This is a genomic window from Cryomorphaceae bacterium, from assembly GCA_007695365.1.
GTDB lineage: Bacteria > Bacteroidota > Bacteroidia > Flavobacteriales_D > SKUL01 > SKUL01.
The window spans coordinates 1-24,448 of sequence record REDV01000102.1 but is presented as its reverse complement, the minus strand read 5'-3'; the positions used below and the strand labels follow the sequence as shown (position 1 = coordinate 24,448).

Annotated in this window: 14 protein-coding genes; 8 read left to right on the top strand and 6 right to left on the bottom strand. The window is 50.1% G+C overall.

Features of this window, described 5'->3' with window-relative positions; translation table 11 throughout:
• Positions 1–125 precede the first annotated feature (125 nt).
• Positions 126–5,663 (top strand): hypothetical protein, encoded by a 5,538-nt coding sequence (locus EA392_11010; protein ID TVR38089.1) that lies wholly within the window; start codon positions 126–128, stop codon positions 5,661–5,663.
• Positions 5,659–7,980, top strand: a complete 2,322-nt coding sequence (gene pbpC, locus EA392_11005; GenBank protein ID TVR38088.1) for a penicillin-binding protein 1C — start codon at positions 5,659–5,661, stop codon at positions 7,978–7,980. Before EA392_11010 ends, pbpC begins: the two co-directional genes overlap by 5 nt.
• Positions 7,981–8,025: 45 nt before the next feature.
• On the opposite strand, the gene EA392_11000 is transcribed toward pbpC, so the two are convergent.
• From EA392_11000 to EA392_10990, 3 genes are read right to left on the bottom strand one after another with little or no spacing between them, the layout of a single operon-like run.
• Entirely contained in the window at positions 8,026–12,414 is a 4,389-nt protein-coding gene (locus tag EA392_11000) for a hypothetical protein (protein ID TVR38087.1), read from the bottom strand.
• Between the two features lie 5 nt (positions 12,415–12,419).
• Positions 12,420–13,484: an efflux RND transporter periplasmic adaptor subunit gene (locus EA392_10995; protein ID TVR38086.1), complete on the bottom strand. Its 1,065-nt coding sequence runs from the start codon at positions 13,482–13,484 to the stop codon at positions 12,420–12,422.
• On the bottom strand, positions 13,481–13,969 hold the full coding sequence (locus EA392_10990) for a MarR family transcriptional regulator (protein TVR38085.1): 489 nt from the start codon (positions 13,967–13,969) through the stop codon (positions 13,481–13,483). Before EA392_10990 ends, EA392_10995 begins: the two co-directional genes overlap by 4 nt.
• A 438-nt stretch (positions 13,970–14,407) precedes the next feature.
• Between EA392_10990 and EA392_10985 the strand changes: the two genes are divergently transcribed.
• The 3 genes from EA392_10985 to EA392_10975 are packed head-to-tail and all read left to right on the top strand — an operon-like array spanning position 14,408 to position 16,712.
• Complete coding sequence (locus EA392_10985) at positions 14,408–14,947, top strand: DUF2911 domain-containing protein (protein ID TVR38084.1); 540 nt, start codon at positions 14,408–14,410, stop codon at positions 14,945–14,947.
• A gap of 40 nt (positions 14,948–14,987) precedes the next feature.
• Complete coding sequence (gene moaA / locus EA392_10980) at positions 14,988–15,971, top strand: GTP 3',8-cyclase MoaA (protein ID TVR38083.1); 984 nt, start codon at positions 14,988–14,990, stop codon at positions 15,969–15,971.
• A 12-nt stretch (positions 15,972–15,983) separates the two neighbouring features.
• Entirely contained in the window at positions 15,984–16,712 is a 729-nt protein-coding gene (locus EA392_10975; GenBank protein TVR38082.1) for a sulfite exporter TauE/SafE family protein, read from the top strand.
• Between the two features lie 55 nt (positions 16,713–16,767).
• Here EA392_10975 and EA392_10970 read toward each other — a convergent pair whose 3' ends face one another.
• Together EA392_10970 and hemB are read right to left on the bottom strand one after the other, a co-directional pair.
• Positions 16,768–17,568 carry a DUF1566 domain-containing protein gene (locus EA392_10970; GenBank protein TVR38081.1) on the bottom strand — a complete coding sequence of 267 codons (801 nt, stop codon included), beginning with the start codon at positions 17,566–17,568 and terminating at the stop codon, positions 16,768–16,770.
• 4 nt (positions 17,569–17,572) lie between these two features.
• The gene (gene hemB, locus EA392_10965) at positions 17,573–18,547 is read right to left on the bottom strand and encodes a porphobilinogen synthase (protein ID TVR38124.1); all 975 of its coding nucleotides are present in this window, start codon (positions 18,545–18,547) and stop codon (positions 17,573–17,575) included.
• Between the two features lie 119 nt (positions 18,548–18,666).
• Here hemB and EA392_10960 point away from each other — a divergent pair, with 119 nt between their 5' ends.
• Together EA392_10960 and EA392_10955 are read left to right on the top strand one after the other, a co-directional pair.
• Complete coding sequence (locus EA392_10960; GenBank protein TVR38123.1) at positions 18,667–19,245, top strand: ABC transporter ATP-binding protein; 579 nt, start codon at positions 18,667–18,669, stop codon at positions 19,243–19,245.
• On the top strand, positions 19,242–20,531 hold the full coding sequence (locus tag EA392_10955; GenBank protein TVR38080.1) for an ABC transporter permease: 1,290 nt from the start codon (positions 19,242–19,244) through the stop codon (positions 20,529–20,531). Before EA392_10960 ends, EA392_10955 begins: the two co-directional genes overlap by 4 nt.
• A 4-nt stretch (positions 20,532–20,535) precedes the next feature.
• Here EA392_10955 and EA392_10950 read toward each other — a convergent pair whose 3' ends face one another.
• A complete protein-coding gene (locus EA392_10950) occupies positions 20,536–21,291 on the bottom strand; it encodes a DUF4625 domain-containing protein (GenBank protein ID TVR38079.1) in 756 nt (251 codons plus the stop codon).
• Between the two features lie 341 nt (positions 21,292–21,632).
• On the opposite strand from EA392_10950, the gene EA392_10945 reads away from it, so the two are divergent.
• Positions 21,633–24,448: hypothetical protein (locus EA392_10945; GenBank protein TVR38078.1), on the top strand; the 2,816-nt coding region annotated here is incomplete at its 3' end.

Sequence of the window (24,448 nt, the reverse complement as noted above, 5' to 3'; positions counted from 1 at the left end):
TTCGCATGCTTTTATGATAGTATCGGGTATCCATCAATTGTTGTAGCATTTTTGAGGTAGAGCACACTAAATACATAGAGGAGCAGTTAATTATCTACATTTGCCTACACCCCAATGCACCACTTATGCTCCAACCATCCAGGCTATTTACCGGCTTTTTTCTTGTTTTCATTTCGCTTTTGTCCGGATGCGGCTCAACAGAAGACCAGCATACTGACATTGATCCCTCTTTCGGCGCGTACATCAGCGGCTTCACAACGGGAGTTGTTTCTACCCATGATGATGTGCTCATCCGACTTGCCGAACCATATAGCGGCCCGCTAAATTTACAAACTCCCCTACCCGCTCAGGTACTCACATTCAAGCCCTCGCTTGATGGTACCTCCTCATGGGATGACGCCTCCACCATCCGGTTTACACCCAACAAACCCATGAAAGGTGACACCCATTACAAGGCCACGTTCAGACTGAGAAAACTGGTTGATGTGCCCCAAGCCTTTCACCATTTTCATTTCGACTTCCAAACCATTCAGCAGAATATCAGCGTGTATCCCGAAGGCTACACAACCTATAATATCGCTGAACTGGAGCGCGTGCGTTACAGCGGCCGCGTACTTTTTGCCGACAAAGTACAGATCGAAGACCTCGAGGAGGCTTTCTCTGCCATTCAGAACACCAATAAGCTGAGCATCACATGGGAGCCCCTCGCGGAAAAAGTTTTTCAATTTCATATTGAAGATGTTGCGCGCACCACGGAGCCGGGTAGCGTGGAACTGAAATGGAAAGCAAAAGCCCTTGACATGCTCTCAGACGGCAGCGAAGTGCTCGAAATACCTTCGCTACATGATTTTCGGGTTCTTCGCACCACGGTGAAACAAGCTCCCGAACAATCTATAAAACTGCATTTTTCTGATCCTATCGCCGACCAGTCGCTGGAGGGGCTCATCCTTCTAGAGGGTAGCTCACGACTCACCTACACCATTGACGGCCACGTTGTAACGCTCTATCCGGAGCAGCGAATCACTGGAAACAAAATGCTCACGGTACTTGAGTCGGTTCGCAATTCGGCCAACTACGCCATGGCAGAAGCCTATTCGCGAAATCTTGCTTTTACCGAGGAAAAGCCCAATGTGCGACTGGACACTAAGAAAACCATTATGCCTACCGGTCAAACCCTCGTATTGCCTTTTGAAGCCGTATCTCTCAAAGCTGTGGATGTGTATGTTACCAAAGTGTTCAACAATAACATTCTGCAGTTTTTTCAGTTCAACCGCCTTGGCGAGAGCGGCAATATCAACTATGTAGGCAGACACATATATCGCAAGCACGTCCCCATCGTTCCGGAAAACCCCGGAGACCTGCACACGTGGAACACGTATTTCCTGGACCTATCCGACGTGGTTAAGGTAGATCCCGGAGCCATCTACCGCGTTGAACTTCGCTACAAAAAAGAATACGCGGCATACTCTTGCGATGATCCCGAAACCGACGTCAATCAAGCATCTTCACTCACCTCTGCCAAAGACGGATGGACCACAGACGGAGAGTACTTTGTAGATAACTACTGGCGCAACTACCGCTATGACTGGGAAAACATGGACAACCCCTGCCACAACGCGTATTACAGTCCGTGGCAAACCCGCGCATCAACCACCGTTATGGGTGCCGATATGGGGCTCACTGCCAAACTGGGTGGCGACAAACAGATGCTGGTGGCTTTGAACGACCTGAATAACGCCAAACCCGTTGCCGGATGCAACATTAGCGTGTACGACCTTCAACAGCAGATTATCGGAACCGGAAAAACAGGGCGCGACGGGTTGGCCATGATTAAGTTGACAGGCAAACCATTTCTGGTGATGGCTCAACGAAACCAGCGCGCTGCCTACCTAAGGGTTGATGACTACGGTAGTCTTTCGCTGTCTCGGTTTGATGTAGGCGGAACTGCGGTTCAAGAAGGCGTAAAAGGCTACATCTATGGTGAGCGCGGCGTTTGGAGACCAGGTGACTCACTCTACCTCACTTTTGTGATGGAAGACAAGTTGAAACTCATTCCGCCGCTGCACCCTGTTAAAATGGAGCTCTACAACCCTCTGGGACAGTTGGTTCAGGAACGTGTGCAAGTAAGCGGCCTGAATGGGTTTTACGATTTCCGCACGAGCACGGGTGAAAACGACGTCACCGGAAATTATGAAGCCCGGTTCTCCATTGGCAACAGAAAGTTTTACAAAACCCTGAAAATTGAAACCGTAAAACCCAACCGCCTTAAAATAGATTTCAACTTTGACCATGCATTACTCACCCCAACAACGGGTGTGCAAACCAAAATGGCTGCACGGTGGCTGCACGGTGCCAAAGCCGGCAATCTCAAAGCCGATGTTGAACTTACCATCACACCTACCCTCACCAAATTCGATAAATGGCCAGGCTATGTGTTTGACCATATGCTGATGGATAGAAGCTCGTCAGAGCCGGTAACCATTTTCAAAGGTCAATTGAACAGCCAAGGTGAAGCCTCTATCCAAACGGATGTAGATGACTGGTTTGATAACGCCCCCGGTATGTTGAAACTCTCCTTCCGTACCAAGGTTTTTGAGCCCGGAGGCAGTTTCAGCGAAGATTTTCACTCCGTTCCATACGCACCTTTCAACTCCTTTGCAGGAGTGCGCATACCCGAGGGAACCCTTTGGGGCAATGCCCTGGAAACCGATCGCAATCATACCATTGAACTTACCAGCGTGCAGCCTGATGGAAAAGCTTCGGCTACCAAAGAACTTGAGGTAATCCTGTACAAACTCAATCGCCGTTGGTGGTATGACAGCTACGGGAGTTCTACTTTCAATTTCCTGAACAGCAGCAGCTACGAAACAAAACACGAAACCAAAGTTCAACTGAAGAACGGCGAGGGCAGCTACAACATCAACATCAAGCCCGAAGACTGGGGTCGTTACGCTTTGCTGGTGAAAGATCCTGAAAGTGGCCACAAGGCAGCCACTACTTTCTTTATGGACTGGCCTTACTGGATGCGCGCAAACCGCGCGGGCAGCGATGCTTCCACCATCCTCGCCATCAGCAGCGACAAAGAAGTATATGAGCCCGGCGAAACCATGCGCCTCACCTTTCCAGCACCTGAAGGCGGTCAGGCATTGGTTTCGGTTGAAAATGGCTCACGCGTGCTCAGTAACCAATGGGTTTCATCCACTTTGGGCGAGCAGCGCTTTGAAATTCCTGTAACGGCCAACATGGCGCCCAATGTGTATGTGCACGTTACGCTTATTCAGCCCCACGGTCAAACCGAGAACGACCGCCCCATGCGTCTGTACGGAATCATACCTGTGAAGGTAGAAAATCCGGATACCCGATTGAACCCCATTATAGAAACAGCTGAGGTATATCGCCCTGAAAGCAAAGAGGTGATTACAATCAGTGAGAAAAACGGGAAGGCCATGACTTATACACTTTCGGTGGTTGACGAAGGTCTGCTGGACCTTACCCGTTTCCGCACTCCCGACCCCCGAAATGCCTTCTATGCCCGTGAGGCATTGGGTGTACGCACGTGGGATATGTACGACCAGGTTATCGGGGCAATGGGCAACAAGCGCAGCAATCTTCTCACCATGGGTGGCGATGAAGAAGGCATGGATCCCTCTCAGCAAAAAGCCATGCGGTTTAAACCCATGGTGCGCCACCTCGGTCCTTTTTACCTCGCGAAAGGAACAAAAACTACGCACGAAATTAACATCCCCAACTACCTCGGATCTGTTCGGGTTATGGTGGTTGCCGGTGAAGAACCTGCGTACGGTAATGCCGAAAAAGCAATACCTGTGCGAACACCTCTGATGGTGCTGGGAACCCTGCCACGCGTATTGGGTCCTGGCGAAACAGTGCGCTTGCCGGTAAATGTGTTTGCCATGGAACCGCATGTGAAAAGCGTGAAAATAAAATTGGAGATGAATGGCATGCTTCAGTCCACTGCTGGCTCGGAGCAAACGCTCAGCTTTATCGAAACCGGCGATCAATTGGCCTTTTTTGAACTCAAAGTAGCCGAAAAGACCGGTATCGCGAAGATCAAAATCAAGGCCTCCAGCGGCAATGAAAGCTCTGTACACGAAATAGAACTGGACGTGCGTAGTCCCAATCCACACATGACCATTGTGCGCGATACGGTATTGCAACCGGGCGCGGAATGGAATGCCATGTACCGCTATTTTGGCGTACAGGGAACCAATGACGCAACCGTTGAATTGAGCTCATTCCCCGCCATTAACCTCGAGAAGCGTCTGAGTTATCTCATGCAATACCCGCACGGATGTTTGGAGCAGGTTACCTCCGGTGCTTTTCCACAATTGTTTTTGAATCGTTTGGTTGAATTGGACGCCGAAGCCCAGGCTCGCATCGATATGAATGTTCAGGAGGGATTGAAGGCACTAAGGTCGTTTCAGCACAGCTCAGGTGGTTTTGCCTATTGGCCCGGACAGCACGAAGTAAACGAATGGGCTACCAATTACGCCGGTCATTTTATGCTCGTAGCGTCTGAAAGAGGGTACCCCCTTTCGGGAGGTCTGAAGTCTGGCTGGCTGCGTTTTCAGGAAAGCAGAGCGCGGCACTGGGGATCTGTATCCTCTGGGAGCACCTCCTACTCCCAGCGAACGCAGGCATACCGGCTTTATACCCTGGCTTTGGCAGGATCACCCAACATAGGTGCCATGAACTTGATGCGTTCCATGGATCGGCTGGATTTATCGGCGCGCTGGATGCTTGCACTCGCCTATGCTGAATCCGGTCAGCCTGAAGTCGCCGAAAAAATGCTGGCGACCATCCATCCCGACATTCCGGAGTACACCGAAATGAGCTATACATTCGGTTCTGCCCTGCGCGATAAGTCCTTTGTGCTGCTTACCCTACTCAAACTGAACAAGAAAGCCGATGCTGCAAATATTGCCAAAGAACTGGCTGTCAAGCTCGGATCAAGTAACTGGATGAGTACGCAAACCACAGCTTTTGCTCTGATGGCCGTGTCTGAATTTTTAGGAAAACACACACCCGACGGTGGTTTACGAGCTTCCTACAACGGCAAAAGCATTTCTACAGGGCGCAGCGTGATTCAGGAAAAACTTCACCCCACTGCCGGCAAGGGCTCCTTTTCAGTGCGCAATGAAGGAAGCAGCCCTATGTTCGCAAGATTGCTCCTTGCTGGCGTGCCCATTGAAGGCAGGTCAGAACGTATTCAAAAGGACCTTGTGATGAAAATACAGTACATGAATCTCGAAGGCAAAGCTATCGACCCGGGAAGCTTACCTGCCGGAACCGACTTTAGTGTTGAAGTTGACATTCACAATCCGGGCAGCAAAGGCGATTTGAAGGAAGTGGCCCTCACACAGATTTTCCCCTCAGGTTGGGAAATTCTGAATACCCGAATGGCGCAGAGCGATGAGAGTGAGGAAAACAATGGCATGCAGGCCACCTATCAGGATATTCGCGACGACAGGGTGCTCACCTATTTTGACATTCCGCGCGGAAAGCGGGTAAAATTCCGCACCCGGCTCAATGCAACCTACGCCGGCTCGTACTACTTACCTACCGTTTTGTGTGCACCGATGTACGACGAATCTGTTATTGCTACCGAGCCCGGTAGATGGGTTCAAATCACTGTAAGCGATTAAACAAAAACTTTACATTACGGGCGTTACAGGATTCACTATCCTGTTTTTAGCATGGTGGTTTTGCCTGCCCAACCCTTTGTTCAGCGACCCCTTTTGCACAGTTGTGTCTGACCAAAGCGGACAGCTTCTCAATGCGAGAATCGCGGCTGATCAACAATGGCGTTTTGCACCGATTGACAGCGTGCCCTTTAAGTTTGCTACAGCGCTCATAACTTTTGAGGACCGTCGATTTTACACTCATTTTGGAGTTGACATTCGCGCGATGGCGCGGGCTATACGATCAAATCTTCTTGCGGAGGGCAAAAAAAGCGGAGCCAGCACGCTAACTATGCAACTTATGCGCATGAGTCGGAAGAAAGTATCGCGCAGTTTCTGGCAAAAGCTTATTGAAACAGCATGGGCATTGCGTGCCGAGTGGCGCTTCAGCAAAGATGAATTACTTCGTTTGTATGCTTCACATGCACCCTTTGGGGGAAACGTGGTTGGGCTGGAAGCGGCATCCTGGCGATATTACCACAAGCCTGCCCACGCCCTTACGTGGTCTGAAAGCGCGGTACTTGCCGTTCTACCCAACGCTCCCGGGCTCATCTATCCCGGCAGGAACCCGGATGCATTGCGCCAAAAGCGAAACTACCTTCTCTTGCGCTTGTATGAAAAGGGGTACCTCGACCGGGAGACCTATGAGCTCTCTTTGCTGGAAAACGTTCCGGGGCCCACCATGGCGCTTCCCGATCTTGCCCCTCACCTGACGGATCAGCTCATTCAACAAAATGCCGGAGGGCGCTCGCTGACCACCACACTCAACGGAAACCTGCAGGCCGAGGTGCAAAGAGGACTCAACCGCTACATTACAACCCTCTCCCGAAACCATATCCACAACGGGGCTGTACTGGTAGCCGACGTAGCCAGCGGCGAAGTGTTGGTTTACTGCGGAAATACTACTGAGCGTGAAAATGAATACGGAGAGCAAAACAACATGATTGTTACTCCCCGCAGCTCAGGCTCCATTCTTAAGCCTTTTCTGTTTGCGCAAATGGTTCAAAACCGGCAATTAACACCCTGGCAAATTGTGCCCGACATACCCACACAGATAGGCGGTTTCGCTCCCCGAAACTTTGATGAACAATACTCAGGAGCCGTAAAAGCCGATGCAGCACTTGCCGCATCGCTCAATATACCTGCCGTAAGAATGCTGCGTGAATACGGTGTACCTTCCTTTCACTACGATTTGCAAAAACTGGGCTTCAGCACCATTACGCAAAGCCCGGGGCACTATGGTTTGAGCCTGATTCTGGGAGGGGCAGAAACCAAATTGTGGGATTTGGTAAATGCCTACCGCGAAATTCCGTTGGTGCTCAGCCGCGATAAGAATGTTAACAGGACTGACGGAATCCATGTGTTGCGAAATGATGAGTATGCAGAAAAGCCCCAATGGAATCTTCATGCAGGCGTGGCGTGGAGCGTAACCGAAGCATTGAGTGAGGTAAAGAGACCGCTGATTGACGTGAATTGGCTCACTTTTTCGAGTAGCAGAAAAGTATCCTGGAAAACCGGAACCAGTCTCGGTTTGCGCGATGCGTGGGCCGTGGGCTACGATAGCGGCTTTGTGGTGGGCGTGTGGGTAGGCAATGCCTCCGGCGAAGGCAGGCCGGGCCTTACAGGCCTGCAAGCCGCCGCACCATTGCTTTTTGATATCTTCAACAAATTGCCCAACCGACCAGCGCTGCCCCGTCCAGGTCTGTATATACAGGCAGTAGATATTTGCATTGAAAGCGGAATGCGTGCAGGCAGACATTGCGGCAACATTGAGAGCAAGGACATTCCTTTACCTGCTCTCGAAACTGTTGCGTGTACCTTTTGCGTTCCTGTTCAGCTCGATGCATCCGGCAGATATCGTGTGCATAAACTTTGCTACGTACCATCCGAATCGCGCGAAGAAAAGCGCTTTGTATTGCCTCCGCTGCAGGAGTGGTATTATCGCCGAAATCACCCCGAATACCGCGGGTTGCCTCCTTGGTTGCCCGAATGCAATGAAAGTGCTTCGGGAAGTGTCATGCAGCTTATTTATCCCACCACCACGGCCCGTGTTCTTGTTCCGAGAGAAGTGGATGGCAACCTCGAATCCATCGTTTTGAAAGCAGCGCATCGCAATGCAGAAGCCATTATTTACTGGCACCTGAATGACCAATACTTAGGAGCCACATCGGGACTGCACCATCTTGAAGTAAGCCCTGAGCCCGGCAACTACGATTTAACGCTGGTGGATGACAAGGGCGCGGTGGTCAAAGAAACCTTGACGGTGGTCGTGGGCAGGTGAGATCAGTAGCCACAAAACGAAAGCCGGCACCAGCAATTCATCGGACTACTCCCTCACTCCCAGTCCTCCCGTAAGGCGAAAAAGCTCAACCTCGGCGGCTTTGGCGGCAAACTGCGCACTGAGTAGCCGGCCCTCGGCATCTACCAGTGCAACCTGTGCTTCGCGCACTTCCAGATCACTGATGCCGCCCCACTCATAGCTTTTCATAGCGATTTCCAAATTGCTTCTTGCTACATCAACGTTTTGAAATTCAAGCTCCACCCACTCGCGGTTGTGCACATAATCGCTGTAAGCAGTATAAAGGGAATGTTGCAATTCAAGCTGACGTAACTCGTAAGCCGCCTGCCCGGCAATCAGCTCCAGTTTTTTATTCTGCACCTCGCGGCGGGTATTGAAGCCATTGAAAATGTTAAATGTAGCCGTAATTCCATAGGAAGGGCCCAAACTGCGGTTGCTTTGCAAAATACCTACCTCATTGCGAGCCTGGTTAAACTGGTAATTGGCAAACACCCCCACCTGCGGACTGTAGTAGCTGCGCGCCTCTGCAACCTCGTGCTCGGTGGCACGCAAGGATGACCTGGCTGCGTGTAATTCCGGGTTTTGTTGCTCCATACTGCCAAGCAAATCTCCATAAGGAGCCATTTCGGGAAGTTCAATGTTACCTTCTACCTTAACAGGCAGGTCGGGATTGCGGGCAAGCATAGTATTGAGGTCGGCACGTGCGCGTTTCAGGGCCATGCGCTGCTGAAGCAGGTTGCTCTTATCGGCGTTCTGATCTACTCTAGCCTGAAGCAGCGCCTGCTCAGAACCGGAACCGATTTTCTCGCGCTCAGCGGCAATAGCCACGCGTTGTTCAGAAAGTTGCAATGCCTCTTCAATCACACGAACCTGTTTTTCGATCTGAAGCACAGTGTAAAAGGCAACCGCTACGTTAGCCACCATTTGCTCAACCGCTGCGCGCGCCTGCATCTCCCCTTCTATCTCCCACTCTGCCAGTTTGTTTTTGGTTACAAACATGCGCGTACCGTCAAAAATGGTCCAATTGAGCATGGCGTTGGTAGCAAATCCACTCGAGGCTGCACCTGTTGCTTCCTGTGACCTTCCATCGAAAAACACAAGGCGAATATCCGTGCTCGCAGCGTCAGCAGTCGCCCCTAAGTCAATAGTGGGAAGGAAACCCGCGTTGCCCAAGGTATTGTTGTTGGCGGCAATGTCTGCCTGAGAGCGGGCCATTACAATCTGATGGTTTTTTTCTAACGCGATGGCCACGGCTTCGGCCAAAGTGAGCGTTTCGGCATTCTCAGAGGTTTGGGCCTGAAGCGAATTGCTTAGCAGCAGCAATCCTGCAAAAGCTCCGAAGGCCGCGTTCTTCAGTTTGAGCTGGCGCAGTGATTTACGCGACAACATGCTGTAAAGGGCCGGAATAACATACAAGGTAAGTACAAGCGAAAAGAGTAGTCCTCCGATGATGGCCATGCCCATGGGAGCCCTACTGGTTGAGGCAGCACCAAGCGCCAGCGCAATGGGGAGTACTCCAAGTACTGTTGCCATGCTGGTCATCAGAATAGGGCGAAAACGCAAACCGGCAGCTTCCACAGCCGATTCAGTTACGGATTTGCCCCGCGCCTGAATCTGGTTGGCAAACTCCACAATCAAAATTCCATTTTTGGTTACAATTCCGGTGAGGACGATGATTCCAATCTGGCTGAAAATGTTAAGCGTCTGACCAAAAAGGAACAATACCAATACCGCTCCCGTCATAGCAAGCGGTACGGTGAACATAATAATCAAAGGGTCAACAAAACTTTCGAACTGAGCGGCAAGAACGAGATATACAAGCACCAGCGAAAGCAAAAATGCAAACACCAGGCTGTTGGAGCTCTCCTTGAACTCCTTGGATGTTCCTGCCAATGTGGTTCGGAAGGTATCATCAAGCACTGCTGCCGCAATACGATCCATCTCGTCAATGGCCTCGCCCAATGATACTCCACTCGCCGGATTGGCCGAAACCGTAGCAGAGGCAAATCGATTGTAGCGAAACAGTTGTGGCGGGGCCGTTTCTTCGTAAAGCTCCACCACATTGTCGAGCTGAACCTGACCGCCGTGCTCATTGCGAACGTACACAGACTGAAGGTCGAGTGGCTCGTTTCGATTGGCGCGTGTAGCCTCTCCAATTACCTGATATTGCTTGCCATTCATGATAAAGTACCCAAAACGCTGGCCCGAAAAAAGCAATTGCAGGGTTTCGGCTACATCCGACACGGTAACCCCCAGGGCGCGGGCACGGTCGCGATCAATGCGCACATTCAGTTCGGGCTTGTTGAACTTGAGGTTCAGATCGGACACGCTGAATTTATCACTGTTGCGTACCGCTTCCATAAATTCGGGGACGGTTTCCTTTAGCTTTTCAAAAGTTGAGCCTTGCAGAACGTACTGCACGGGCAGACCCCCTCGTCTATCTCCACCAATGGTTTGCTGTTGCGATACAAAGGTGCGTGCAAAGGTCATGTCGCGCAGAACTTCACTCAACTCGTCTGCCACTTGCTGCTGCGATTTTTCGCGGTCTTCAGGCTCCGTGAGACGCACCCGGGCAAAGCCAGTGTTGGCAGCGGTACTCGATCCAAAACTGGGCGATGTTACGGTGAGTGCTGTCATTTTCTCCGGACGGTCGTCTAACACGCGCATCACTTGCTTCATAAAGGTGTCCATCCTGTCAAAAGAAACCCCTTCAGGCGCAGTGGCATTGATAACGAGGGCACTTTTATCTTCGAGCGGGGCAAGTTCCGACGGAATTTTACTTCCCACCCAAAACACAAGTCCCAACGAGATGATCATCACCGGAATAGCCACCCAACGCACGTTCATAAATCGCTTGAGCGAGCGCTCATAGGCCGAGCCCAAATTGTTGAAATGTTTCTCTGACCATTGAAAGAAAGCACCTTGCGTTTTGGATTGCTTCAGAAACCGGCTGCTCATCATGGGTGTGAGCGTGAGTGATACCACCGACGAAATAATAACCGCACCGGCCACCACAATTCCAAATTCGCGGAAGAGCCTGCCGGTAAGTCCTTCGAGAAAAATAATGGGCAAAAACACCGCAATCAATGTAATAGTCGTTGAAATCACCGCAAAAACAATTTCCTGTGTGCCTTTGTAGCCGGCCTCAAGGGAGTCAAGCCCCTTCTCTATTTTAGCGTAGATGTTTTCCATCACCACAATGGCGTCGTCAACTACAAGGCCTGTGGCGAGTACAATTCCCAACAAAGTAAGAATGTTGATGGTATAGCCCATCACGTACATCACAAAAAACCCTCCAATCAGCGAGATAGGGATGGTAATAACGGGGATAAGGGTGGTTCTCCAGTTTCGCAGAAAGAAGAAAATCACAAGTACCACCAACCCGAAGGCCAGCAAAATAGTATCGCGCACTTCGCGCAGCGCCTTTCGTATAGGAGCCGTGCTGTCAATCACCATGTTATAATTCAGGTCATCGGGTGCCTCTTTCTTGATTTGTTCCACGCGGCGCTCAAACTCGTCGGCAATTTCAATATGGTTGGCTCCCTGTTGCGGCGACAGGGCCACTGCCACCTGCGGATAGGTATAGTCACCGCGCAAAAGGGTTCGTTCGGCCTCGGGTAAAAGGTTGGCCTTTCCAACATCGCGCAAGCGCACTACCGCACCGTTCTCCTCGCGAATGATAAGATCATCAAATTCGTCGGGGGTGACCAGTCGGCCGTCGGTGCGGATAATCAGCTCCTGGGTATAGCCTTCAATTCGTCCTGACGGCAGCTCAACGTTCTCGCGGTTTAGCGCCGTGCGAACATCAAGAGGAGTTAAACCGTAAGATGCAAGCCGCGCAGGATCGAGCTGCAGCTTCATGGCGTACTTTTTCTCTCCCCAAATATTGATAAAGCTCACGCCCGGTATGGTTTGAAGTCTCTCCTTGAAAAGATTGGTGGCGATATCACTTAACTCCAGCAGCGAGCGATTCGGGCTGGAGATGGTCATTGAAAGTATGGGAAATGCATCGGCATCGGCCTTTTGCACAATGGGCGGATCTACATCGGGTGGAAGCAGACGGGTAGCTCCCGACACCCTGTCGCGCACATCGTTGGCCGCGGCTTCCATGTCGATTTCGAGCGAAAACTCAACTGTGATGGTGCTCCTGCCATCGGTGCTGATAGAAGAGATGGATTCAATTCCGGCAATTCCATTGATGCGCTCTTCAAGCACTTCAGTGATTTGCGACTCCATGACGTCGGCGTTGGCTCCCACGTAATTGGTAGTTACGGTTACAATGGGCGGATCAACATTGGGGAACTCGCGCACCCCCAGGTAGGTGTAACCTATCACACCAAATACCACAATCACAATGGATAGCACTGTGGTTAAAACCGGACGGTTGATGAAAATCGCTGAGAGGTTGGTGTTCATTTCGCTCAGGAATCGGAAGTGGTAGGTTCAATAGCCCTCACGCGAATGCCATTGCGGAGTTGCAGAAGACCGGTTACGGCCAAACTATCGCCGGGAGCGATGCCCGAAACGATTTGTGTGCGGCTATCGGTGCGAATGTCGGTGGTTACCTCCCTGGAAACCGCTTTTCCGTTTTCAATAACAAACACGTTTTTGGTGGTCATCTGTTGCACAATGGCTTCGGCGGGTACGAGCAGCGCGTTGTTGATGCTCTCGAGTTTGATTTCAACACGGGCAAAGGCTCCGGGAAAAAGCAAGTAATCCGGATTCGGACAAAGTGCTCTAACAGTGGCTGTGCGGGTTCCGGCATCAATCATAGCCTCAACGGCATATACTTCGGCGGCAAAAACACTATCTACGCCTGTTACGGAGAAAGAAACAGGTGTACCCGCTTTCAAATGTGCGCGGTATCGCTCAGGAACGGCAAACTCAATTTTAACAGGGTCGAGTTGCTTGAGGGTGGCCAGTTCTGCATTGGTGTCCATCATGGCTCCTTCGCTTACGCGTCGCAACCCAACTACTCCTGTAAACGGAGCAATCACTTCCGTGCGTTCGATCTGCGCACGAACCACCTCCTGCTCTGCCCTGTTGGTTTGCAGCATGGTTTGCACCTGATCGTACTCCTCTGCACTGATTGCTTTGATTTCGAGAAGCCGTTTTTTGCGCTGCTCTTCACGGGTAAGCAGGCTATCTTGCAATTGTAAAGCCCTCAAGCTCGCTTGTAAATCGCGATCGTTAATCTTGGCAAGCAGAGTTCCGCGATGCACGACGCTTCCTTCGCGGAAGTTCAGTTTTTGAAGCCGGCCTGCGGTTTCGCTTCTCAACACCACCTCTTCGTTGGCCAGAATAGTGCCGGTAACGTTGATTTTTCGCTCCAGCATTTCGGGCTTTACCACTATCACCTCAGCGGTAATTGCCCCAGCACCCGCAGGGCCTGATTTCTGGCTTTCAGCACCTCCTGACTCACATGAGGTCATTGCTGACCATCCGAGTAGCGCACTTGCAACGGGCATTAAAACTCGCTTTATCATGAATTGGAAGATGAAAGTGAAGATTTTTTGTAATCAAGCTTTACATCCTGTGCCGGAAGTCGATTCAGGTTTTCGTATACCGATTGCAGGACTTTATCGAGACAGGCGCGGTCTTCACTGTTGAGGCTTTGCAGGGCTGCATCGTCCACAAAACTAAATGCGGCTTTGATTTCCGGGATGACTTGTTCGCCTTTGGGTGTCAGAACTATGAAATATTCTCGCCTGTCTTCGGCATTCTGCTTGCGGCGCACGTATCCATAGTCACTGAGGTAGTCAATAATGCGCACCATGGCACTTTTATCCTGGTTGATGATTTCGCCCAGATCTTTTTGAGTAAGAGGCTCCGTAGCGGTGCCGATGCGGTACAGGAGGTAAAAGTGTCGTTCAATATCGAGGTGGCTGAGCCGGGAAGAAATGGCTCCTATGTATGCTTTGGTAATGAGCGCGAACGACTTACCAAGCGGATAAAATGTTTCTTTCATCATGAAAAGTTGAGCTGCAAATTTACATGATGGTTTCGTTTGTCAACTAATGTTTCTGTTAACTGATGTCAAAACATGCTTTTTTTGAGGAAAGTTCAACACGATCATATATTGAAGGCTGCTAAGTTCAAAGAAGGTGCATTTAAAAACTACAGTCCGTGTTAAACCCAAAATGTGCAATAAGCACCGCTCATAGCATATTCGATACAGATAATCAATCTTTTACAGCTCACTTCGGCAGGCTCAGTACAAGTGCTTCGCTGCACTGATAAAGTGATTCTCCCCGCCTGCCGGCGGGCAGGCCCGCCTACCATGCCTCCGGCAGGTAAACCGGCAGGCAGGTAGTTCGGAGTTTACAACTCCTCCTATTGCATAAGTTGGGTTAAACTTTAAGGCAGTACGGTGGTTTCTCTGTATTGTCGAACCAAACTGTTTTTCCGAATGTCAACTTCCGCCCTGATTATTATTACTTCCATTGCGGTGGTCACTCTTCTGCTACTCTATGCGATTCGTAAGATGCGCGCCGTGAGTCCAACTGCAATTTCGCAATTGGAAGCTCCTTGCGGAATGGTTGTGGTGCGATATAGTTCTCCACGCAAACGCGGACGGAAAGTTTTCGGTCATCTTGTCCCTTTCGGTGAGGTGTGGCGCACAGGGGCCAATGAGAGCACCACCATAGAGTCTTCGTGCCCAATGGTGGTAGGCGGAACCACCTTGCCCGCCGGTCGTTATGCACTTTTTACCATTCCGGGAGAAGACAAGTGGACCATCATCTTCAACTCCAGGATAGCATGGTGGGGAGCCAAACTCAATTCAAAAGCTCCGCACAATCCGGCTTTCGATGCAGTGCGCATTGAAGTGCCTGCTGAAACCCTTCCGGAAACCACTGAAGAACTCAGCATTGAGTTACATAACGAACCCGAACCGCAACTCACCTTAAACTGGGATAGAACAAGGGTTACGGTTCCCATTAACCGCTGAGTTTCTCTGGGTAGCCGGGTGAAATGGTTACCTTTGTGATATGTCGCTAACCGATTCTCTGGGCCGGAAACACAATTATCTGCGCATCTCCCTCACCGACCGGTGTAATCTGCGCTGCCTATACTGCATGCCCCACAATGATATGCAGTTTATGCCACCGGCTCGTTTGATGTCGGCCGATGAAATACAAAGATTTGCTGAGATATTCGTGGAACTTGGGGTGCGAAAAATCCGACTTACCGGTGGCGAGCCACTGATGCGCAGAGATGCAGGCACCATAGTTGAAAATCTATCTTCCCTCAAGGTTAAACTAGCCATCACCACCAACGGGTACTTTCTGCATCGTTACTTTGATACATTCGAAAAAGTGGGGTTAAACTCCATCAACCTCAGTTTGGATACGCTCCGCAAGGATCGTTTTGAGGTAATGTCGCAGCGCAAAGGCTTTGACCGCACATGGCAAAACATTGAAGAAGCCATTCGCAGAGGTTTTTACGTGAAGCTCAACATGGTGGTAATGAAGAACAGAAACGAAGACGAAATCAACGACTTTGTAGAACTCACCAGGCACATGCCCATCCATGTGCGTTTCATTGAGTTTATGCCTTTTGCTGAAAACCGGTGGGATATTTCGCAAACCGTGAGCTATGCTTCTATTCTGAAGCGCATTGAACAAAGTCATTCGTATGCACGCATTGCGGATGCCGCCAACGATACCGCCCGCAATTTTCGGGTGCAAGGTTCACCCGGTACTTTTGCAGTAATCAGTTCTGTGACCAATCCATTTTGCGACACTTGCAACCGCATTCGGCTTACCGCAGATGGAAAAATCAAGAATTGCCTTTTCGCGCAGCACGAAACCGATTTGCTCACCGTTCTTCGCAATGGCGGCGATGTGGAGCGATTAATCAAAGAAAATATTGCAGCCAAGCACGCCGCACGGGGCGGACTGCCGGAATTCAGCGCTGAACAAGCTCCGGAGTTGTTCTCAAAGAATCGCTCAATGATTTCAATTGGCGGGTAGAATAGCCCAAAAATGGCACTGTTTTTTAAACTACTGCTTTTCATAGCCGCATTTCTTTACGCCATGGTTGGCCACGGAGGAGCGAGTAGCTACCTTGCCATATTTGCCCTATCCGACAGTGTCTCGCCCGAGCAAATGCGATCTACAGCACTCGTTATGAATATTTCCGTTTCATTGGTTTCCTTTCTCTCCTACCGGGCCAACAAACATTTTGAGGGTAAAGTTCTGATGGTCATTTTGTCTGCGTCTGTGCCGGCGGCCTTTATTGGCGGAATGATTCGACTTCCGGGAAGCCTCTATCTTACACTTCTGGGTGGAGTGTTGCTGCTCGTTGGACTTCGGGTTGCCGGACTTGGCAAAGAAACTGGTGAACTAAGCCCGATGCCCATGTACGGTGGCATTTTGGCCGGTTTGATGATAGGTTTGCTGTCTGGAATAGTAGGAATTGGTGGTGGCGTGTTGCTCAGCCCATTGATTTTACTGATGCGATGGGCACCAATTAAAACCACCGCTGGTATCTCGGCTGCGTTTATATTTTTTAATTCCGTTGCAGGCATTATCGGAATCTATTCGAGCGGACAACTTGATATCCATCCAGAAACCGGATGGTGGATTGCCCTCGTAATTATTGGTGGTTTTGCCGGAGCACTGCTGGGAAGTCGTTGGATGGCTCCCCAAACCATTCGCTACGCACTGGCTGTGGTACTTCTTTTTGCGGGCGTAAAGCTTTTGCTTTTCTGAGAGATCGGGCGCATTCAATTCTGATTGGCCGCCTTTTGCCGAAGTATCTATGAAACTAATCTCTTCGGATGCAGCGGCACCTCAATTGCACATTTTTCTGCACCTCCTCTACCTCACCCGTTGTAAAGTCAATGGCCTCTGCGTGCGATGCCGATACCTCCGTGCTGGTCCAATATGATTCTTCCCCAAAATTGCCAATCTCTTCGCGTTTATTGTACATCTCCAACAGCTCATTTCGCGATGGCAAATACCAGTCATTCATACCATAGGCTGAAAGGTTGTTACAAACTTTGGCCGCAGCAGTATTTCCGACTACCTGCCCGGAAATGTCCATTGTATTCAATAGACCATTGCTGGGATTGGTGGCTCCCACAAACTGGTTATTGGGACCCCACACCGCAAAATTCTGGTCAAACGGAAAAACCCAAAACAACTGACTCTGGAATACAAAGGTTTGATACATGACCGTAGTGAGTGAGATCTGGTTTCCGTATCCAGTGCCCGCTTCATTCTTGGCATAAGCATACACCGAATAGATTTTACCTACCTCCAGAAACGGGGCCTCTACTGAGAATGTACCAACCCCTTCACCTGAAGCGATGCAGGTTATCACTGCATCCTCGCCCAATCCTGTTCGCAGGCAAATACCCCGTTCAGAAACCGGGCTCCCGCCATCGCTCATCACCTCACCAACGGCTAAGGCAGTTTGTATGCCCGTAGGTTCGGCAGATAACGTAGAAACTTCGGGAACACCCACAGGATCGGTCTCTTCTTCGTCTTTGCTACAGGCACTGAAGAGAATGAGTGCTGTCATCATCACGATGACAAAAGGGTAGCTTATACATGGTATATGCATCACGTTACTTTTGATGCATCAGCTGTGCAAACTCCTTCGCAAAATACGACAAAATTATTTGTGCGCCGGCGCGATGTATACTCAGCAGCATTTCGGACATGGCTTGCTCGTAGTTGAGCCAGCCTTTATCGGCCGCAGCCTTCAGCATCGCATACTCACCGCTTACGTTGTAGGCCGCCACAGGTACGGGCGACATCTGGCTGAGCTCCATGATTACGTCGAGGTAGCACAAAGCAGGCTTCACCATCAGGAAATCAGCCCCTTCAGCGAGATCGGATTCAGCCTCCCGGATGGCCTCAAGCCTGTTGGCCGGATCCATCTGGTAGGTTTTCTTGTCGCCACTTTTGGGCGCCGAATCGAGTGCATCGCGAAAAGGACCGTAATAGGCACTTGCGTACTTGGCGGTGTAACTCATGATGCTCACGTTGCTGCAGTTTGCTTCATCCAGCGCCTTCCGAATGTAGCCTACCCTGCCATCCATCATATCGGAAGGGCCAATGATATCAAAGCCCGCCTGCGCCTGCGCTACTGCCATGTCTGCCAGAATGGGTAGCGTTTCATCGTTCAGAATTTCTCCGTTTTCAACGAGACCATCGTGGCCATCCGAGCTGTATGGATCCATCGCTACATCGCTCATCAACGCCACTTCCGGAAAACGCTCTTTAATGGCCCGGGCAGCCTTGAGATAAAAATTCTCGGGGTGATAGCTGTAAGTGGCGTGTTTGTCTTTGAGCGCATCATCCACTGCAGGAAAAAGGACAAAAGACTGAATTCCCAGCTTCAGACAGCTCTCTACTTCGCGCAGCAGCAAATCGGCGCTAAACCGGCTTATTCCGGGCAGCGAGTCCACAGGTATTTCACGTTGGGTTCCATCAACAAGGAACATTGGGTACATCAACTGCCTGACATGCAGCTCGGTTTCGCGCACCATATCTCGAATGGCGGCTGACTTGCGGTTTCGGCGGGGTCGGATATTCATGTCAATGCGTAACTTTAGGGCTTCCATGCAAAGAAACAACATTGAAATTGAATTCTGCTGAAACATCCTGCCACATTGAAGCTTCGGGTTTGCATTACAGCTACTCCGGGGGCACCAAAATGAGCTTTCCTGATTTGTGTTTCGGGCGCGGCGAGCACTGGTTGATTACAGGTTCGTCGGGATCGGGCAAAACCACGTTGCTGCATTTACTCGCAGGTCTTCGCCAACCGGATGGCGGCACTGTGTCTGTAAACGGCAACAGCCTCGCGGAGATGCGACGGGCAGAGCTCGACAGATTTCGGGGGCGTGAAATTGGTATTGTGTTTCAAACCTCTCATTTTGTGCAATCGCTCAACGTGCTCGAAAACCTTGAACTCGCAGCTTTTCTCGCCGGAAAAAAGTGTGATCATACACGGAATAAAAACCTGTTGGAGCGCCTTGGTCTTCAAGACAAGGGTCGTAAGAAGCCGCACCAACTCAGCGTTGGTGAACAACAGCGGGCAGGCATTGCGCGCGCCATGGTAAACCGCCCGTCGGTGGTGTTGGCCGATGAGCCTACTGCCAGTCTGGACGATGAAAACTGCCGTAAAATGATTGAACTTCTGCGCCAGGAATGCTCCGAAAGCAATGCAACACTCATCACGGTAACGCACGATCAGCGGGTTAAAGAACTTATTCAAAAAGTGGTGGCACTATGAATCTGACTTACATCAGCCTGAAGAATATTCTGAGCAAACCACTGTCGAGCACGTTGAGCCTCCTGCTGCTGGTTCTGGGTGTAGCAATGATTTCCTTCATGATGGTAGTGAACGATGGTTTGGACAAGGACTTTCGGAAAAACATCAAGGACATTGATATGGTGGTTGGGGCAAAGGGTAGTCCGCTTCAACTGATTCTATCCGCAGTTTATCAGATTGATAACCCAACCGGTAACATCAATTACCTTGATGTGAAGAAAGCGTTGCGCAATCCGCTGGTTGAAAAAACCATTCCGCTGGCCTACGGCGATAACTACGCAGGCTATCGGATTGTGGGCAGTACCGAAGACTACCCCGCTCACTATGAAATGGAACTGGCAACGGGCGCGTTGTGGCACCGACCTTTTGAATGTACCATCGGCGCCGCTGCCGCAAAAGCTACAGACCTCGGTGTAGGTGATACTTTTTTCTCTATGCACGGGCTGAGCGACGACGATACCCACGTGCACGACAACATCGCCTTTAAAATTGTGGGTATTTTTAAGGAGTCAGGAACGGTGCTCGACAGGCTTATTCTCACATCCATTGAAAGTGTATGGCTTGTGCACGACGACCACGACCACGCAACCTGCGACGACCCTACCCACGATCACGGCCCTATTCAGAAGCGCGACACCCTAAACAATGAGCCAGCCTACGACCCATTTGCGGAGGATTACCAACCCATGCCCGTAGGCCCCGATCGCGAAATCACAGCCATGCTCGTGCAGTTCAAAAGTGCCATGGGACTCATGACCCTGCCCAACATGATTAACCGGAGCACCAACTTTCAATCGGCTTTGCCCGCCATTGAAATCAATCGGCTCTTTGACCTATTCGGGGCGGGTATTGCGGCCTTGAGGATGATTGCTCTGGCCATCATTATTATTTCGGCGTTGAGTATGTTTATATCTCTGTACAATAGCCTGAAAGAACGACGTTATGAACTTGCACTGATGCGCTCAATGGGCGCCTCCCCTGCCCGATTGTTCTTGCTCATTCTGATTGAAGCCAATTTACTGGCAGTTGCTGGAATTGCGATTGGCTTTATGGTATCGCGCTTTGGACTCATTGCAGCTCAACAGTTTGCCTCTTCTCAACTCAGTGGTTCGCTAGTGCGGTGGGTTCCTTTGGTAGATGAGTACACGCTTTTTGTGTTGGTGATGGTGGTGGCCAATCTGGCTGCTATTATTCCCGCCTACCAATCAACCAAGCTCATCATCTCTGACGTGCTCTCAAAAAAGTAATGGACTACTGAACTTGCACAGGGTGCGAGAAAAACGACATATGTCCGTCGTTGTCGGTAGCATCTATTTGCAGCGAATAGCTGCCGGGAGCAGCGTTTCCACTGATTTGAATCGCGCCCAGCCAATTGAAGTCGTAGAACGTAAAATCACTCTCTTCAATTTCCACTAGTTGGTTATGTAATCCTGATGCACCTGTGATTTGCACACGAAAACGATCAATACCCGATGCATCGGAAATGTATCCGTTGATCATGAGTGAGTCGCCGGCCGCCAGTTGCAGCACCCCTCCTGTTGCCGGCGGCAGAAAAGAGCTTATCATGATTTCGGGTTCTTCAGGCGTATTAAAGATCATAAACTCCTCTACTTTGCTCTGGCTGTTACCATTGGCATCTGCCACCTGAACCATTAAACGATATCTGCCGGCCAGTATGCTTTCGCTCAAAGAGATGTCAATTACCCGGCTGAATTCTTTGGCGTTAATGTCGCTGAAAACCTCGAAAAAAGCCATTCGCTCGGTAGCCGTCAAAGCAGTATTCGACATGTTTTCGAGTCGCACAAGGACCTCCGCCAGCTTTTCATTGTCGGTTATAAAAAGCTCAAGTTGTAATGATTGTCCTGCCTGCGCAGATTCAATACTACCCTGGCCATTTATCAGAAACACCTCTATTTTGGGATCTTCATTATCCACACTGATTTTTCCGCAATGGCTAAAAAATACCAGCCCAAAGGCGGCAGCGCTCAAAATGCAAATTGCTCTCATATCAGGAGTTTTGGGCGAGAAAATTAATGAATATCTACAGAATATTGGCCTGTTATCTGATTCTACAATCTACGTCCATAGAGCTCCGAAGTAATGATTTGCCGGCTACGATTGTTAAAAACTTGATATTGTCAGATGAATGAATGAAATTTGCTGATAAACTGTACTTAAAAACCGACTAACTAAGTAGGCTAAGCGCAGTAATCCAACACCCGATCCAACCGAATGAACGACCATAAAAAACGCTGATTATGAAACATTTCAACCAATTACCAACCCAACTACTTACCCTATTTATTACTCTTGTCTCTATTCAGGCATTAGCTGGCGAAAGTAGGCCAGTGCTTGCCGAAGTAGGGCTCGAATGCCCCGAAACAGATCCGGTACAATGTTTTTCGGACATCCCTGAACCTAATGTTGATGGCATCGCTCTAAACGGCGAATGCTCAGGAGGCATGGTGGTATGGGACGGAGATGTTGTGGATGGAGACGATTGCTCCGGCACTGTTACGCGCACTTATATTGGTATTGACGGCTGCCAAAACGAATACACTTGCGTACAGGTATTTCAGTACAACGACACGGAGGCTCCCCAATTTGTGGATGACATTGAAGACATAGCCGTTGAATGCGAAGAAGATGTACCTCCACTTGAAGGCATTCCAGCTATTGACAATTGCAGTGCAGACGTCAGCACGTGGTTCTTTGAGACCCCAATTGTCGCGGGCGAAGAAACTTGTGAGCTCACAACCGCAGTGGGTCCCGGTGTAGATTGGAGTATTGTGCTTTTTAACCTACCCGGTGCCACAGATTATTTTGTATTTGAGCCCGGAGTGGGTAGCATGGAGGTATACGGTGACGGATCTGCTATTATCACAGGTACAGTATTCGCAAACAACAACCCGAATCAGCAGTGGCTGGTATTTATGCGGCTTGAAAACAAGCGCAACTGGACGGACTGGAACGCCTTAGGACGAAGCTACAAAGACGACCTTTTTCTTGCCGAGGACCATTACCTCAATTGGGACTATTATGAACTTGACAACAACAATTCTTTCCTGATTGGTGCCGGTGATTTTGAAGGCTCCTTTCTCCAGCTGAGCCATATGCCTGCCAATTATTTCTTCGGTTTTCAGTGCGGTACTGCGGCCAACGGCCGCAATGCCAATAACGGATTGGCCGGTTGGTTTCACTACGAAGGAATTCTCAACGGAAACAACGTTTCAGGCCATGGAGATATCAATGTTGACAAAGAGTGCGAAGAAAACCCCGGAACCGAAGTGGTGTGTGTATTCGAAATTGAGCGCTTCTTCATTGCCGCCGATGACTGTGGTAACGTGAACATCGTAAACCAAACCATTACGGTTGATGACACCACCCCACCTGAGTTTACTGCAACGCCTGACAATCTGTTTTTTGAGTGCTTTGCAGATGTACCTGCGCCGGATTTATCTGAACTGGCTGCAGAAGATAACTGCGGTGGACTTGTAGAAATCACCTATGGAGGCGATATTTTTGTCTCTGGCGACGAGTGTAACGGCATTATTCACCGCACCTTCGATGCAGTTGATGAATGTGGAAATCTCGCCAAACACATTCAGGTTATCACCGTTGCTGACACCGTGGCACCCGTTTTGGCCGGGGTACCGGGCAATCTCGACCTGTCTTGCGAAGATGAAATTCCTGCACCTGCGGAAATAGTGGCTACAGATAATTGCACAACCGCAATGGCAGTGATGTTCAATGAGGAAATCGATCAGAACGAAGAATGTCCGCAGGCATCTGCAATCACCCGGACCTGGATGGCGTCCGATGAATGTGGTAACACCACGGTGGCCACCCAGATCATTACCATTGTTGACGACCAGGCTCCCGAAATCACCGAGTGCCCTGCTGACGAGGTATACAGCTGTATAACAGATGTGCCCGATGCCGACATTTCATTGGTATCTGCTACCGATAACTGTGGTGAGGTAATCATCACACATGCAGGTGATGAGTGGGAAGGCGATGATTGTGAAGGCACCATCATCCGCACCTACATCGCAACTGATGAGTGCGGAAACAGCACTGAATGCGTGCAGACCATAACCTATAACGACAGCATTGCGCCTGTTTTCATCAACCCACCTGCAGTTCAAATATCTGTAGATTGTGCCAATGTGCCCGAAGCCGAAGAGATAGAGGCAGAAGATAACTGTAGCGAAGTGGATATCGATTTCGAAGAAACCTTCTTCTCCGGTGGATGTCCGGGAGTGATTCAGCGCGTATGGACAGCAACTGACCAATGCGGAAATCAAACAGTTTTTGAGCAGTTTATTACCTTGGTAGACACTGTTGCCCCTACGCTTCACAATTTACCTGAAAACACCGTTATCGAATGTGACCAGGCCATTCCTCCCATTGCCGAAGTAACAGCTACCGACAATTGTGATGCGTCTGTAAATGTGCTATTTGAGGAAACAACAGAACCCGGCGACTGTCCGCAATCGTTTACCATCTTCCGGACATGGACAGCTATAGACACCTGTGAAAATACAGCCAGCTACACCCAGATCATTGAAGTGGTAGATACCACTCCTCCTACTTTCGATATGGAGGATTCTGAAATCACCCTTTCCTGCGAAGAAGAGGCAGACATTGTTCCTCCTTCTGCCTTTGACAACTGTTCTGAAGTTGTAGAGATTACATCAGCACTCGATGTCGTTGATGGAGAGTGCGAAAATGAGTGGACTGAAATTTATACCTGGACAGCCACGGACGAATGCAATAACAACGCAAGCGTTTCGCTTACCATTCACTACGTGGACAATACTGCTCCTGTATTCATTCAGACTCCTGCCGACCTTTTCCTGGATTGTATTGTAGATGTACCCGTACCGGATATTGATCAGTTGGCTGCTGAAGACAACTGCGGCGATGTGGAAATCACCCACGAGGGTGACGACATGAGCGGTACCGACTGCGACGCTGTAATCAGCCGTACCTACCGTGCTACCGACGCTTGCGGTAACTTTACCGAGTACGTACAAACCATCACCGTGGCCGACACCCTGGCTCCGATGCTGGCCGGCGTACCGATGGATACCGAAGCAAGCTGCAACAACATCCCCGAGGTGGCTGTAGTAACCGCTACTGATAACTGCACCGAGGAAGT